Genomic DNA, 15,475 nt, shown 5'->3' with positions numbered 1-15,475 from the left:
TATTCGAAAGAGTATCTCCAAAAAATAACATTAACGAATCATTACTCCGCTATTTTTGCAATTTTTCCATTTTCGATATAGACCATTAAAATACTCAAATCTGCGGGATTCACGCCACTAATACGACTCGCTTGTGCAATCGTTTCTGGTTGGATTTTTTGTAGTTTTTGACGTGCTTCGGTTGCTAAACCATTAATCGCTGCATAATCAATCCGTTCTGGAATTCGTTTGGCTTCCATTCGTTTCAATTTATCCACTTTTTCCATCGCTTTTTTGATGTAGCCTTCGTACTTAATTTGGATCTCAAGTTGCTCAATTTCGCGATTCGTTAATGTTTCTCCTGCTGGAATAAAGGCTAGTAAATCATTGTAACGAATTTCAGGTCGGCGCAAAATTTCACTCGCTAAAATACCATCTTTTAAGGCTGCAGAATCAATCGTTGCTAGGAACGCCTGGAATTCTTTCGTCGGTTTCATGCGAATTTTTTTCAATCGTTGCATTTCTTTTTCAACCGCTGTTTTTTTCTTGCGATAAGCATCATATTGTTCTTCTTTCACAAGACCAATCTCGTAGCCCAGTTCCGTTAAACGTAAGTCAGCATTGTCATGACGCAAAATCAAACGGTATTCCGCACGAGAGGTTAATAAGCGATACGGCTCGGTCGTACCTTTTGTCACGAGATCATCAATCATCACGCCGATATAACCATCGCTACGTTTTAACACGAGTGGTTCTTTTCCTTGGATTTTTAAGGCCGCGTTAATCCCCGCCATTAATCCTTGGCTCGCCGCCTCTTCATAACCACTTGTTCCATTTGTTTGTCCAGCTGTATATAGATTTTCAATAACCTTCGTTTCTAATGTAGGGCGTAATTGATGAGGGACGACAACGTCATACTCAATCGCATAGCCTGTGCGCATCATTTGTGCGTTCTCTAAGCCCGCAATCGAATGTAAGACATCCATTTGGACATCTTCTGGTAGAGAAGAAGACAGTCCTTGTACATAGACTTCTTCCGTTTGACGGCCTTCAGGTTCTAAAAAGATCTGGTGACGGTCTTTATCGGCAAAACGAACAATTTTATCTTCAATTGACGGACAATAACGTGCACCCACACCTTCAACTAAGCCAGTAAACATCGGTGCGCGATGTAAATTATCTTGAATAATTTGGTGTGTTGAAGGATTTGTATACGTCAACCAGCATGGAATTTGATTTTGTAAGTACGCACTATCTGGGGTACTAAAACTAAAGTGATTCGCTTCTTCATCTCCCGGTTGAATTTCCGTTACGGAATAATCAATTGAGCTCGCTTTTATTCTTGGAGGCGTACCTGTCTTAAAGCGTTCAATTTCTAACCCAAGTTCTTTTAAATGATCGGCTAACGCAATCGATGGTTGGGAATTATTCGGCCCAGATGAATATTTTAATTCGCCAATAATAATTTCGCCACGCAAAGCTGTTCCTGCAGTAATAATCACTGCTTTTGAACGATACATGCCACCAGTAGAAGTAATGACGCCACGACAAATCCCATCTTCCACAATCAGGCGATCCACAATTCCTTGACGAAGCGTTAAATTGTCTTCTTTTTCAATCGTTGCTTTCATTTGAGTAGCGTAGGCATGCTTATCGGCTTGTGCACGTAGCGCACGAACGGCCGGACCTTTACCCGTATTAAGCATCCGCATTTGAATATAGGTTTTATCGATGTTTTTTCCCATCTCACCGCCTAAAGCATCAATTTCACGGACAACAACGCCTTTAGCTGGTCCTCCAAGCGAAGGATTGCAAGGCATAAACGCGACCATTTCTAAACTTAATGTGATGAGCATCGTTTTTAAGCCCATACGACTTGCTGCCAGTGCGGCTTCAGAACCTGCATGTCCAGCGCCTACAACAATAACATCATATGTTTCTCCTTGATAAAAATTCATGAATTGGTTCTTCCTTCCTTATTTCCCTAAGCAAAATTGACTGAATAATTGTGTAATGAGTTCATCTTGTACACTATCGCCGACGACTTCTCCTAAATAATCCCAACAACGCGTCATATCCATTTGTACAAGATCGACCGGCATCCCTGCTTCAATCCCAGTCATCACTTCATCTAAAGCTTGAACTGCCTTTTCTAGTAAAGCAATGTGGCGAGTGTTCGATAGATAAGAGGCGTCTTTTTCACCCGTTTCTCCAGCAAAAAATAGCATTGCAATGGCGTTTTCTAAGGCGTCTAGTCCTTCACTTTCTAAAACAGAAATTGAATAAATAGGAGTCTCTCCTACGAGAGATTCGAGGTCTTTTCGATCTAATTTTGCTGGCAAGTCCGTTTTATTCAATAAAATAATCCGTTTACTGGTCGCACTCGCTTCGATAATTTGTTTATCTTCTATCGTTAGTTCTTCACTTTGATTTAAAACTAATAAAATCAAATCCGCTTCCGATAACGCTTTTCGACTCCGCTGTACCCCAATTTTTTCAACGGCATCTTCGGTCTCACGAATTCCTGCAGTATCAATTAATTTAAGCGGTACACCGCGAACATTGACATATTCTTCGATGACATCGCGTGTCGTTCCCGCGATATCAGTCACAATCGCTTTTTCTTCTTGTAATAGATAATTTAATAAACTTGATTTCCCAACGTTTGGTCGACCAATAATTGCCGTACTTAGTCCTTCACGCAATATTTTTCCTTGTTGTGCACTCCTTAATAACGTCTCAATTTGCTGGCGAACCTGCTGTGTTTTCTCGATTAACAATTGCGTTGTCATCTCTTCAACGTCATCGTATTCCGGATAGTCAATATTGACTTCCACTTGGGCTAAGGTCGCTAAAATTTCTTGACGTAAGGCACGAATTAACGTCGATAATCGTCCATCTAATTGATTTAAGGCTAAATGCATCGCACGGTCGGTTTTCGCACGAATCAGATCCATCACCGCTTCTGCTTGAGATAAATCCATCCGGCCATTTAAAAAGGCGCGCTTCGTAAACTCACCCGGCTCTGCTAAACGAGCACCTTGTCGCAAAAGGAGTTGTAAGATTTGGTTTACAACAACAATCCCACCGTGACAGTTAATTTCGACGACATCTTCTCTCGTAAACGTCTTAGGTTCACGCATCACTGAAACCATGACTTCATCGATTAATTGTTCATTTACAGGATCGACTAAGTGACCATAGTGAATCGTGTGTGTCGGCGCTTCTTGCAGCCGTTTTTGTCCTTGACGATAAATACGATCCGCAATCTGTATCGCCTCATCGCCACTTAAACGAACAATACTGATGGCTCCCTCACCAGGTGGCGTAGAAATCGCTGCAATCGTATCAAATTCTTGGGTAAACTTTGCCAATGAAAACTCCTCCTCATTTTTTGCACAAAAAAAGTGCCCACTCCACCCCTTAACGAATTAAGAAGTAGACGTTGCACTTTGACTGCTAGTCTGATTGAATTCTTGTCATAGATTAGCATATTTTTTTTATCTTTACAAGTAAGCCTTCTTTTTTATTTTTTGCGAAAATGATAAAAAAACAGTAGAATGAAGGGAGTAATAGAGAAAGAAGGGATCTTCATGAAACAACGTTATTCATCTACGGATCAAAATCCACTCGATCATATTTTATTATCTACTGGAAACGTCAATCGTTCTTATCTCGTCCGCGATCTTGTTTTTGCGACGGATGAAAAAAAAATCCATTTATTTGCAAGTGACACTGACACGGATACTCTTTTCCACGACATTATCATCAAACTAAAAGAAAAAGCACATGAATACGGTGCCGATGCGATTATTAATTGTCATTTTTCCTATGAACAAGTAGGAACCAGAGAAGCGGCATCACTGCAAATTTTTGCCTATGGTACTATCGTTCAATTTAAACCCGCGACCATCGGAGGCTAAGTCGTCGACAATTCTTCCAAACAAAAAAGGCAGCAGATACGTGAGGTATTTGCTGCCTTTTTATTGTTTCTTATTTTAATAGTATTTTTTAGCTGGTTCAACGACTAAATAACGATAAGGTTCTTCACCTTCCGAATGTGTTTTAACGTAATCTTTCTTACTTAATGCCGCATGGATTTGTTTGCGCTCAAAAGCAGGCATTGGTTCTAGAAAAATTGGACGACCAGTACGATCCACTTTTTCTGCTGTACGTTCTGCTAAACGTTGTAAGATAGCTTGACGTTTCTCGCGATAATTCCCGACATTCACCACAATCGATAACTTGTTTTTTGCTACCCGGTGAATAAAGACTTGTGCTAGATATTGAATCGCATTTAACATTTTTCCATGTTTTCCGATCAATAAGCCTTGTTTTTCCGTATCTAATTGAAAAACAATTAAATGATCTTCATGGCTCATGGTCACCGTTGCGGGGGCATCCATTTGTTTCGTTATTTCCGCTAAATAAATCGCTAATTGTTTTAAGGCTTCCTCATTGTCTAAGGATTCAAGTGTTTGAGTTCTTGTGACAGGCGAGACTTCGTTTGCTGGCTTTTCTTCTTCGACGATTGTTTGGGATATTTCTGTTGTTTGTTGCTCGACTTCCTTTAATTCTAAAGAAACTTGAGCTTCTTTTTTCCCAATTCCTAAAAATCCTTTTTTACCTTGATCTAAGATTTTGATCGTAACTTGCTCTTTCGTTACTCCTAAAAGCTTTAAACCATGTTGAATTGCAGCTTCAATGGTCGTTCCTTCATAAACTGGCATCTCTTTAACTCCCCTCTACCTCAATGACTATTTTGACTATCTTACTTTTTTCTTTTTTTCTTTGGATTTTGTGCTCTTTCTAAAGCTCTCACACGTTCTCTTTCTTTTCTAGCCATTTCTTCTCGCTCTTTCATAATCTTAAAAGGATTATTAATTAAGAGCGTTTGAACGACTTGGAAAGCATTGGAGACAACCCAATATAAAGATAACGCACTTGGTAAATTAACCGCCATCACGAAAATCATGACAGGCATAACATAATTCATTACTTTCAAACTCGCATTTGATTCTACTTGACTCATACTTGATAAATAAGTACTAGCAAACGTTAAAATAGCTGCTAAAACCGGTAAAATAAAATAAGGATCTGGCTCCCCTAATATTTTTAACCATAAAAAGCTTCCTTCACGCAATTCAGGTACCCGAGAAATCGCTTGATAAATGGCCATTAAAATTGGCATTTGAACGAGTAATGGTAAACAACCTGCATAAGGATTTACGCCATATTCCGCGTACAATTTTTGTTGTTCTTCACGGAATTTTTGTTGCGTTTCAACATCTTTAGACGCATATTGTTGCTGTAATTGTTTAATTTTTGGTTGTAGCTCTTGCGTCTTACGCATACTTTTTGTTTGGAAATGCATTAATGGTAATAAAATGATACGGATGATAAGCGTAAATAAAATAATTCCGATTCCGCGACTCCCGCCAATCGAAAGTCCTTTGACCGCTTGAGCAAACAGGTAAACAATTTTTTCCCATACGCCAGTACTCGAAGCCGAAATTTCACTTGTTCCACAAGCAGATAACACCACAATAAAAACGAGCATTGTTGTCATCAATAATAGTTGCTTTTTTTTCTTCACACGAATAATTCCTTCCTTAAGCTATTTCATGACTTTTGCAAGCTTTAATACATGTTTTAAATTCGAGTATACTTCTTGAGAGGTTAATGTCGAAACAGATGGCCTAGCAATCACAATAAAATCGAGGTCCGGTTGAATCTCTTCCCGCAACTCAAAAATACTCGCCCGAATTTTTCTTTTCACATCATTACGTTTTACCGCATTGCCGACTTTCTTTCCAACAGAAATCCCAATTCGAAAATGAGGTTGATTTTCTTTTGGCAGCACATAGACGATAAAATTACGATTTGCTGATGATTTTCCCGTCGTAAAAACCTTTTGGAATTCTTTTTCTTTCTTTACTCGGTATGACTTTCTCATGCCTTTTCATCATTTCCTTCTACTTTGATACTCACTTGTCAATCATACCATAATTAAGGAAAAGGTAGGACCTTTTCCTTAAAAAAGTGTATAAAAAAAACCACTGTTTTGCAGTGGCTTATGCAGAAAGAACCTTTCTGCCTTTACGACGACGGCTAGCGATCACACGACGGCCGTTTTTAGTACTCATACGTTTACGGAAACCGTGAACTTTTGAATGTTTACGTTTACTTGGTTGATATGTTCTTTTCATACTTTTCACCTCCAAAAAGGAATTGCTATCGATACTTTTCGACATACCTTGATATTATAACGAACGGAGTAACCTTTTGTCAATAAAAAAATGGATTCTATTGATAGAATGCCCTTCTTCAGTTATCCACATACGCTGGGATAGGCGTTCATCAGCCTGTGCGTGACACAAAAATAGTCTACTAGTTATCCTGGACTTCTTTGGTAGTTATCAACATCTCCACAAGCCTAAATAAGTTATGCACATCCCTGTTTTTATTTGTGCATAACTATCCAAAAAACTTGTTATACCAGCTTCATTTTTCCCGTTACGCCTGTTAACAACTTTTTACAATCGGTAGTTATGCACAAAAATATTGCTTTGTGGAAAAGTAGTTATCTTGCGTGTGTATAACTTTCTTTGGTTTTTTTGCACACTGTGGATACTATGAGAAATTTATTTTTATTTTCTTGTTTCTGTGGAAAACTTTTGTCATTCATGCTAAATTAGTACTATCTATCTTTATCTAATTCGTACAGGAGGACAAAATATGCCATCTCTTGAAACAATCTGGAGAGAATTGCAGGATAGTTATCGCAAAGAGATGAATCCAGTTAGCTATAATACTTGGATTGAACCTGCAAAACCTCTATCCTTTCAAAATAAACAACTCATTATTGAAGTACCAACCATGATTCAAAAAAATTACTGGGAAAAAAATCTAGCAAGCAAAATCTTAGAAACCTTCTATATGATGAGTGGGGAAGAAATTCTTCCCATTTTCGTCACACCAGATGAAGCGGAATCCCTTATGAAAGGGCAGAAAGAAAAACAACCTGAAGTCATCGAAGAAAGCAATCATAGTAAAGCCTTGTTGAATAATAAGTACACCTTTGATACTTTTGTTATTGGAAAAGGGAACCAAATGGCCCATGCTGCAGCGCTAGTCGTCGCAGAAGATCCGGGGTCCATTTATAATCCACTATTTTTCTATGGCGGAGTAGGATTAGGAAAAACGCATTTGATGCACGCGATTGGTCATCAAATGCTGTTAAAACGTCCTCATGCTAAAATTAAATATGTCAGTAGTGAGAATTTTACCAATGATTTTATTACTTCGATTCAAAAAAATCGCATGGAAGAATTCCGTAATGAATACCGTACCGTCGATTTATTATTAGTCGATGATATTCAATTCTTGGTCAACAAAGAAGGAACTCAAGAAGAATTCTTTAATACGTTTGAAGAACTTTATCGTAACAACAAGCAAATTGTCTTAACGAGTGATCGTTTACCTAATGAAATCCCTACACTTCCTCAACGACTCGTTTCACGTTTTGCCTGGGGCTTATCGGTTGACATCACGCCACCTGATTTAGAAACAAGAACCGCTATTTTAAGAAAAAAAGCCGAAGCAGAGAACCTAGAAATCCCTGATGATACATTGAGTTACATTGCGGGACAAATTGATTCAAATATTCGTGAATTAGAAGGAGCATTAGTGCGTGTTCAAGCCTTTGCAGCCATTCAAAGTGTTGATATTACAACAAGTCTAGCCGCAGAAGCCTTAAAAGCACTCAAATCAAGTCAACATTTAAGTCAAGTTTCGATTTTAAAAATTCAAGAAGATGTTGCCAAATATTATCATCTTCAAATTAAAGATTTAAAAGGCAAAAAACGGGTTAAAAATATCGTTGTTCCAAGACAAATTGCCATGTATCTCTCAAGAGAACTCACGGATAATTCTTTACCTAAAATTGGGGCAGAATTTGGTGGCAAAGATCATACAACGGTGATTCATGCGCATGAAAAAATTCAACGCTTGATGAAACAAGACCTCACGATTCAAAATGAGATTGCAGAAATCAAAGAAATCATTTTTAGCTAATGTGAATAACTCTACTAAATGAGACAAAGTTTTCCACACCTTATGCACAGGTGGAAAACTTTGTCTCCCTAGTCTAATCGGATGTTATCCACAATATTCACTGACCTACTACTACTACTAATTTTTTATTACTAATATATAACTAAAAGGAGATACCATCATGAAACTTACGATTCATCGAGGAACGTTTATTCAAGAGTTACAAACCGTACAACGAGCGATCGCTGCTAAAACAACAATTAATATCCTAACAGGAGTTAAAATTGATTTAAGTCATCAAGGACTTACGTTAACTGGAAGTAATGCTGAAATTTCTATTGAATCTTTTTTAAGTGTTGAAAATGAACAAGCACAAATGAAAATTGAAGAAGTCGGTTCAATCGTTTTACAAGCGCGTTTCTTTAGTGAAATTATTCGTCGTTTACCTGAAGATGAATTTACCTTAGAAGTAATTGAACAAAATCAAGTTGAAATTACATCTGGTAAAGCAAACTTTACAGTAAATGGTTTAGATGCCGATAATTATCCACATTTACCAGTCATTGATACGCAAAACCAAATTCAAATTCCCGTACACGTCTTAAATAAACTTATTAGTGAAACAGTTTTTTCAGTTTCGCAACATGAAAGTCGCCCTATTTTAACAGGTGTTCATTTTGTCTTAAGCAATCAAACATTACTAGCTGTTGCAACCGACTCACATCGTTTAAGTCAACGAAAAATTCCGCTAGAAAATACGAACGATGCTTTTGATATTGTGATTCCTGGAAAAAGTTTAACCGAACTTTCACGTTCACTCACGGATGAGGAAGAAGTCATTACAATTCGTATTATGGATAACCAAGTATTATTTGAAACGAAAACAATGAAATTTTATTCCCGATTATTAGAAGGAGCTTATCCTGACACGAATCGCTTGATCCCAACGAACTTTAATACAGTCATTGAATTTGAAGGCAAAGAATTTTTATCGGCCATTGATCGGGCATCTTTATTGTCACATGAAGGTCGCAATAACATTGTTCGCCTCCATATTGCAAGCGATGGTGTCATTTTATATGGAAATTCTCCGGAAATCGGTAAGGTAGAAGAAAGTCTCAATTATAATCATGTTTCAGGAGAACCATTAGATATTTCTTTCAATCCAGACTATATGAAGGCTGCTTTACGAGCATTTGGCGATACGACGATTAAAATCCAATTTATTTCAGCGATCCGTCCATTTATTTTAGAACCATCTGAGGGTCAAGGCGAATTTGTCCAATTAATTACACCAGTTCGCACGAATTAAGAGTTATTTTCAAGGTTCTAGAAAATTTTTGAAACAGCAACTGAAAATGAAAAAACGGCTTAAAATCGATTTTAAGCCGTTTTTTCGTTTTTTAATGAATTTCTCTAAAAGAATCTAAAGTTGCTAAAAAGCATATTTAACAGGCGAAATTTGTTTTATTTCCATTTTAGGAGTATAATAGAATCATGTACTCCGTAGAGAATTGAGGGTTAATAATGAAAATGAATATCTTTTTAAAAACCGAATATATGACACTTACGCAAATGCTGAAAGAAGCCAATATCATTAGCAGCGGTGGGCAAGGAAAATGGTACTTAGCTGAAAATACTGTTTTTGTCGATGGAGAGCCTGAGAATCGTCGAGGTCGAAAATTATATGCAGGCATGACAGTTGAGATACCTGGAGAGGGTATATTTTTTATGAAACAATACGGTCAAAACGATGAGACTGAATGAACTCCATGTGAAGAATTTTCGTAATTACGAAGATGTCCATCTAACCTTTCGTAAAGGGTTGGTTATTTTTTTAGGAGAAAATGCTCAAGGAAAGACAAACTTACTTGAAAGTATTTTTGTTTTAGCCATGACGCGTAGCCATCGAACGTCTCAGGAACAAGAATTGATTGGTTGGAATCAAGAAAGTGCCTACATCAAAGGCGAGCTTCAAAAAAAACATGCGAATTTGCCTTTAGAAATTTTATTAACGAAAAAAGGACGTAAAACAAAAGTTAATCATATTGAGCAAAAGAAGTTGAGTAGTTATATTGGCCAAATGAATGTCATTTTATTTGCGCCAGAAGATTTGTCTTTAGTAAAAGGCAGTCCACAACTACGGCGCCGTTTTTTAGATATGGAAATTGGCCAAATCAATCCGATTTACTTATATGATTTGGTGCAATATCAAAAAATTTTAAAACAGCGGAACCACTATTTAAAACAATTAGCAGAAAAGAAACAGACTGACGAATTATATTTAGATATTTTAACCGAGCAACTGGTGGAATTTGGCAGTAAAATTTTTATCGCTAGGAAACACTTTGTTGAACGATTACAACATTGGGCGAATCAATTACACAGCCAAATTAGTCAAGGGAAAGAGCAACTTCAATTGGAGTATGTTGCGAGTATCCCGTTGGTGGACCAAATGGATTTAGGTGCGATTCAACAGCAATTTACAGAGATATTAGCTAAAAATCGTGAAAAGGAACGGTTTCGTCAAATGACAACGGTCGGTCCTCATCGTGATGATTTATTTTTTTTGATTAATGGGAAAAATGTCCAAACTTTTGGTTCACAAGGACAACAAAGAACAACCGCCTTAAGTGTTCGGTTAGCAGAAATTGATTTGATTTACGAAGAGACTGGCGAGTACCCGATTCTTTTACTAGATGATGTGATGAGTGAATTAGACGATTCACGTCAACTCCATCTACTAAAAACAATCGAAGGGAAAGTTCAGACTTTTTTAACGACGACAACTTTAGAACATCTAAAACATAAAATGACGCTTGAACCAGAAATTTATTATGTTCAACAAGGTTTCATTAAAGGAGAGAAGACTGAGTGACTGAAGAAGAAAAAAATTTAGCCGACCGCGCCAAAGAATATGATGCAAGTCAGATTCAAGTGCTAGAAGGTTTAGAAGCAGTAAGAAAACGTCCAGGAATGTATATTGGTTCTACCAGTTCAGAAGGATTACATCATTTAGTTTGGGAAATCGTCGATAACTCAATCGATGAGGCACTAGCCGGTTTTGCGACTAAAATCGAAGTCATAATCGAAAAAGATAATAGTATTACGGTGATTGATGATGGTCGTGGGATTCCTGTAGGGATTCAAGAAAAAACGGGACGTCCCGCGGTAGAAACGGTCTTTACCGTTCTTCATGCAGGAGGAAAATTCGGTGGTGGCGGCTATAAAGTTTCCGGAGGACTCCACGGGGTTGGATCTTCTGTTGTCAATGCCTTATCTGAAATACTGGAAGTAAAAGTCTACAAAGACGGAAAAATCCATTATCAAAAATTTAATCGAGGAGCGGTAGATTCTGATTTAACCATCATTGGTGACACAACGCTTCACGGAACAGAGGTTCACTTCTTACCGGATTCAGAAATCTTTACCGAAACAACTGAATTCAATTTTGATAAGTTAGCGACTCGTATTCGAGAATTAGCCTTTTTGAATCGGGGATTAAATATTTCGATTAAAGATTGCCGTCCTGATGAACCTATTTTAAAAGAATTTTATTTTGAAGGCGGAATTAAAAGTTACGTGGAGCATTTAAACGGCCACAAAACAGTTTTATTCCCAGAACCCGTTTTTGTAGAAGGGGAACAACAAGGAATTATTGTTGAAGTCGCTTTACAATATACCGATGGTTACCATACGAATTTACTTAGCTTTGCGAATAATATTCATACTTATGAAGGTGGAACGCATGAGTCAGGCTTTAAAACGGCGTTAACTCGTGTCGTGAATGATTATGCGCGGAAGCAAAAAATAATGAAAGATAACGACGAGAACTTAACGGGAGAAGATGTCCGTGAAGGGTTAACAGTCGTGATTTCGATTAAACATCCAGATCCTCAATTTGAGGGACAAACCAAAACAAAATTAGGAAATTCTGAAGCTAGAACTGTTACGGATCGTCTTTTTTCTGAACATTTTTCAAAATTCTTAATGGAAAATCCAACAGTCGGTCGTCAAATTGTCGAAAAAGGAATTCTTGCGTCTAAAGCTCGTTTAGCTGCGAAAAGAGCGCGGGAAGTGACCCGTCGTAAAGGCGCGTTAGAAATTAGTAATTTACCTGGGAAATTAGCGGATTGTTCGAGTAAAGATCCAGTAAAAAGCGAATTATTCATCGTCGAAGGAGATTCGGCCGGTGGATCTGCAAAACAAGGTCGCAGCCGAGAATATCAAGCCATTTTACCGATTCGTGGGAAAATTTTAAACGTCGAAAAAGCGTCAATGGATAAAATATTAGCCAATGAAGAAATTCGAGCTTTGTTTACAGCAATGGGAACGGGCTTTGGCTCCGATTTTGATGTCGCAAAAGCTCGTTATCATAAATTAGTCATTATGACCGATGCGGACGTCGATGGTGCGCATATTCGAACATTATTACTGACGTTGTTCTACCGTTATATGCGTCCAGTCGTCGAAGCCGGTTACGTTTATATTGCCCAACCGCCTCTATACGGTGTCAAGCAAGGGAAAAACATTACGTATATTCAACCCGGAAAAGATGCAGAAGAACGTTTACAAGCCGTAGTCGATGCGCTACCAGCTTCTCCCAAAATCAGTGTGCAACGCTACAAAGGGCTAGGAGAAATGGATGATCATCAATTATGGGAAACGACGATGGATCCTGAAAGACGACTAATGTTACAAGTAACAGTTGATGACGCGATTGAAGCGGATCAAGTGTTTGAAATGTTAATGGGAGACAAAGTAGAGCCTCGTCGTGCTTTTATTGAAGAAAATGCACATTACGTGAAGAACTTAGATATTTAATGAATCGAGGAGGAAAGAGTTTTGGAAGATAATCAAAAAAATGTTCAGGAAATTAATCTAACAAGTGAAATGAAAGAATCCTTCATCGATTATGCCATGAGTGTTATTGTTTCTCGTGCCTTACCGGATGTCCGAGACGGTTTAAAACCTGTGCATCGTCGTATTTTATACGGTATGCATGAACTAGGCGTAACGCCTGATAAGCCTCATAAAAAGTCTGCCCGGATTGTGGGAGACGTTATGGGGAAATATCATCCCCATGGTGATAGTGCGATTTATGAATCGATGGTTCGGATGGCGCAACCGTTTAGTTACCGCTACATGTTAGTGGATGGACACGGAAACTTTGGTTCAGTTGATGGAGACGGCGCGGCTGCGATGCGTTACACCGAAGCGCGGATGAGTAAATTAGCGCTTGAAATGTTGCGTGATATCAACAAAAAAACGGTCGACTTTAAGAGTAACTATGATGATTCCGAGCGTGAACCAGAAGTTTTACCCGCTCGTTTTCCCAATCTTTTAGTTAACGGTACAACGGGAATTGCCGTAGGAATGGCAACTAATATTCCGCCGCACAACTTGAATGAAGTGATTGCAGCGATTGATGTCTTAATGGCTAACCCGGATGCTACGACAGCTGAAATCATGGAAGTATTACCTGGGCCAGATTTTCCAACAGCAGGTCTTGTCATGGGGAAATCAGGAATTCGTCGCGCTTATGAAACCGGTCGTGGATCCATTATTATTCGTGCGAAAGTGGATATTATCGAAAAAGCGAATGGTCGTGAACGAATTTTAGTGACGGAATTACCTTACATGGTGAATAAGGCTAAATTAATCGAACGGATTTCGGAATTACACCGGGAGAAACGTATCGAAGGTATCACGGATTTAAGAGACGAGTCTTCAAGAGAAGGTATGCGGATTGTCATTGATGTTCGTCGCGATGTGAGTGCTTCCGTTATTTTAAATAATTTATATAAAATGACTTCGTTACAAACATCATTTGGTTTTAATATGTTAGCAATCGAAAATGGTGTTCCGAAAGTCTTAAGTGTCAAACGGATTTTAGAAAATTATATTGAACACCAAAAAGAAGTCGTGACTCGCCGAACTGCTTTTGATAAACAACGTGCAGAAGATAAGGCTCATATTTTGGAAGCTTTACGTATTGCTTTAGACCATATCGATGAGATTATTGCGATCATTCGTGGTTCGAATACCGATGCGATTGCAAAGGAAACTTTAATTACCCGTTTTTCATTCTCAGATCGTCAAGCCCAAGCGATTTTAGACATGCGTTTGCGTCGTTTAACAGGCTTAGAACGGGATAAAATTGAAAATGAATACCAAGAATTATTATTATTAATTGCTGATTTAGCCGATATTTTAGCGAAACCAGAACGGGTACTTGAAATCATTCAAACCGAACTTCATGAAGTTGGTGAGCGTTTCGGCGATGCTCGTCGAACGGAGCTACTCGTAGGAGAAGTCTTGAGTCTAGAAGATGAGGATTTAATTGAAGAAGAAGAAATCGTGATTACGTTAACGAACAACGGCTATATTAAACGTGTAGCCAATACGGAATTCCGAGCACAGCGTCGGGGTGGTCGTGGCGTCCAAGGAATGGGTGTTCACGAAGAAGATTATGTTCAAACCTTAATTTCTTGCTCCACACACGATACGCTCTTATTCTTTACGAATGCAGGGAAGGTTTATCGAGCAAAAGGATATGAAATTCCAGAATATGGTCGGATGGCAAAAGGAATTCCAGTCATCAACTTATTAGGAATTGACTCCAACGAGCAAATCCAAACAATCGTTCCTGTAACAAAAGAAGACCAAGCTGGGACAGGGTACTTATTCTTTACAACACGTCTAGGTGTGGTCAAACGGACTTCTGTTACCGCGTTTGCGAATATTCGCAGTAACGGACTGATTGCCATTGGTCTTAAAGAAGACGATGAATTAGTCAACGTTTTGAAAACAACCGGCTCAGATGTGATGATCATCGGAACGCATACAGGCTATAGTGTGACTTTCCAAGAAGAAGCTGTAAGGGATATGGGGAGGACGGCAGCAGGCGTGCGTGGTGTGCGTTTAAGAGCGGATGACTATGTGATTGGTGCTGCGATTATCCGAGAAGGGGACGAAGTCCTAGTAATTACCGAAAATGGCTATGGTAAGCGGACGTTAGGTTCAGCTTATCCGATTAAAGGTCGTGGTGGTAAAGGAATCAAGACCGCTAATATCACTGAAAAAAATGGTCCATTAGCAGGTTTAACGACGGTTTCAGGGAAAGAAGATATTTTATTAATTACCGATAAAGGGATTATGATTCGTTTCCATGCAGCTTCTGTTTCACAAACAGGACGTGCGACATTAGGTGTTCGTCTAATTAAGATGGAAGACGATGCGAAAGTCATTACTATGGCGACGGTTGAAAGTGAACCCGAAGTTGTGGTAGAAGTAGAGGAAAATCCAATTGTCGAAGAATAAATGATAGCAAAAAATTTCTCATTCACGTCCGAATGAGAAATTTTTGCTTTGATTTAGCGTAAATTAGCTATAATGACAATTATTTTCGAGGGATATCAGTTGAAACACTTGCATATGG

13 protein-coding genes are annotated in these 15,475 nt (G+C 38.5%); 7 read left to right on the top strand and 6 right to left on the bottom strand.

The genetic code is table 11. From position 1 onward, the window contains the following. Nucleotides 1–41: 41 nt before the first annotated feature. Both mnmG and mnmE read right to left on the bottom strand, forming a co-directional pair. Entirely contained in the window at nt 42–1,937 is a 1,896-nt protein-coding gene (gene mnmG, locus IGI68_RS04745) for a tRNA uridine-5-carboxymethylaminomethyl(34) synthesis enzyme MnmG (protein WP_438730901.1), read from the bottom strand. Nucleotides 1,938–1,955: 18 nt separating this feature from the next. Next, complete coding sequence (gene mnmE, locus IGI68_RS04740) at nt 1,956–3,353, bottom strand: tRNA uridine-5-carboxymethylaminomethyl(34) synthesis GTPase MnmE (protein ID WP_273230455.1); 1,398 nt, start codon at nt 3,351–3,353, stop codon at nt 1,956–1,958. 219 nt (nt 3,354–3,572) lie between these two features. Here mnmE and IGI68_RS04735 point away from each other — a divergent pair, with 219 nt between their 5' ends. Beyond that, complete coding sequence (locus IGI68_RS04735; RefSeq protein ID WP_071874524.1) at nt 3,573–3,902, top strand: heavy metal-binding domain-containing protein; 330 nt, start codon at nt 3,573–3,575, stop codon at nt 3,900–3,902. Between the two features lie 75 nt (nt 3,903–3,977). Here the strand turns inward: IGI68_RS04735 and jag are convergent, their stop codons facing one another. The 4 genes from jag to rpmH all read right to left on the bottom strand — a co-directional run bounded on the left by jag (nt 3,978) and on the right by rpmH (nt 6,188). Continuing rightward, entirely contained in the window at nt 3,978–4,709 is a 732-nt protein-coding gene (jag, locus tag IGI68_RS04730; protein ID WP_071874525.1) for an RNA-binding cell elongation regulator Jag/EloR, read from the bottom strand. 41 nt (nt 4,710–4,750) lie between these two features. After that, nucleotides 4,751–5,575 (bottom strand): membrane protein insertase YidC, encoded by an 825-nt coding sequence (locus IGI68_RS04725; protein WP_438730896.1) that lies wholly within the window; start codon nt 5,573–5,575, stop codon nt 4,751–4,753. A 21-nt stretch (nt 5,576–5,596) separates the two neighbouring features. Then, nucleotides 5,597–5,935, bottom strand: coding sequence for a ribonuclease P protein component (gene rnpA / locus IGI68_RS04720; RefSeq protein WP_071874527.1), 339 nt, complete (start codon nt 5,933–5,935; stop codon nt 5,597–5,599). A gap of 118 nt (nt 5,936–6,053) precedes the next feature. Further along, entirely contained in the window at nt 6,054–6,188 is a 135-nt protein-coding gene (gene rpmH, locus IGI68_RS04715) for a 50S ribosomal protein L34 (RefSeq protein ID WP_071874528.1), read from the bottom strand. A gap of 529 nt (nt 6,189–6,717) precedes the next feature. On the opposite strand from rpmH, the gene dnaA reads away from it, so the two are divergent. The 6 genes from dnaA to gyrA all read left to right on the top strand — a co-directional run bounded on the left by dnaA (nt 6,718) and on the right by gyrA (nt 15,357). Beyond that, nucleotides 6,718–8,055 carry a chromosomal replication initiator protein DnaA gene (dnaA, locus tag IGI68_RS04710; RefSeq protein ID WP_071874529.1) on the top strand — a complete coding sequence of 446 codons (1,338 nt, stop codon included), beginning with the start codon at nt 6,718–6,720 and terminating at the stop codon, nt 8,053–8,055. Between the two features lie 160 nt (nt 8,056–8,215). Next, complete coding sequence (gene dnaN / locus IGI68_RS04705) at nt 8,216–9,346, top strand: DNA polymerase III subunit beta (RefSeq protein ID WP_071874530.1); 1,131 nt, start codon at nt 8,216–8,218, stop codon at nt 9,344–9,346. A gap of 215 nt (nt 9,347–9,561) precedes the next feature. Further along, on the top strand, nt 9,562–9,801 hold the full coding sequence (gene yaaA / locus IGI68_RS04700) for a S4 domain-containing protein YaaA (protein ID WP_071874531.1): 240 nt from the start codon (nt 9,562–9,564) through the stop codon (nt 9,799–9,801). Next, nucleotides 9,788–10,912, top strand: coding sequence for a DNA replication/repair protein RecF (gene recF / locus IGI68_RS04695; protein ID WP_071874532.1), 1,125 nt, complete (start codon nt 9,788–9,790; stop codon nt 10,910–10,912). The genes yaaA and recF overlap by 14 nt, the downstream gene beginning before the upstream one ends. Continuing rightward, nucleotides 10,909–12,858, top strand: coding sequence for a DNA topoisomerase (ATP-hydrolyzing) subunit B (gyrB, locus tag IGI68_RS04690; RefSeq protein WP_438730890.1), 1,950 nt, complete (start codon nt 10,909–10,911; stop codon nt 12,856–12,858). Before recF ends, gyrB begins: the two co-directional genes overlap by 4 nt. A 21-nt stretch (nt 12,859–12,879) precedes the next feature. After that, nucleotides 12,880–15,357 (top strand): DNA gyrase subunit A, encoded by a 2,478-nt coding sequence (gene gyrA, locus IGI68_RS04685; protein ID WP_071874534.1) that lies wholly within the window; start codon nt 12,880–12,882, stop codon nt 15,355–15,357. Nucleotides 15,358–15,475: the final 118 nt, after the last annotated feature.

The organism is Enterococcus sp. DIV1314a (genome assembly GCF_051713805.1).
Taxonomy (GTDB): Bacteria; Bacillota; Bacilli; order Lactobacillales; family Enterococcaceae; genus Enterococcus_I; species Enterococcus_I aquimarinus.
The sequence above is the reverse complement of the archived record's forward strand: the minus strand, read 5'-3'. Positions and strand labels throughout refer to the sequence as shown.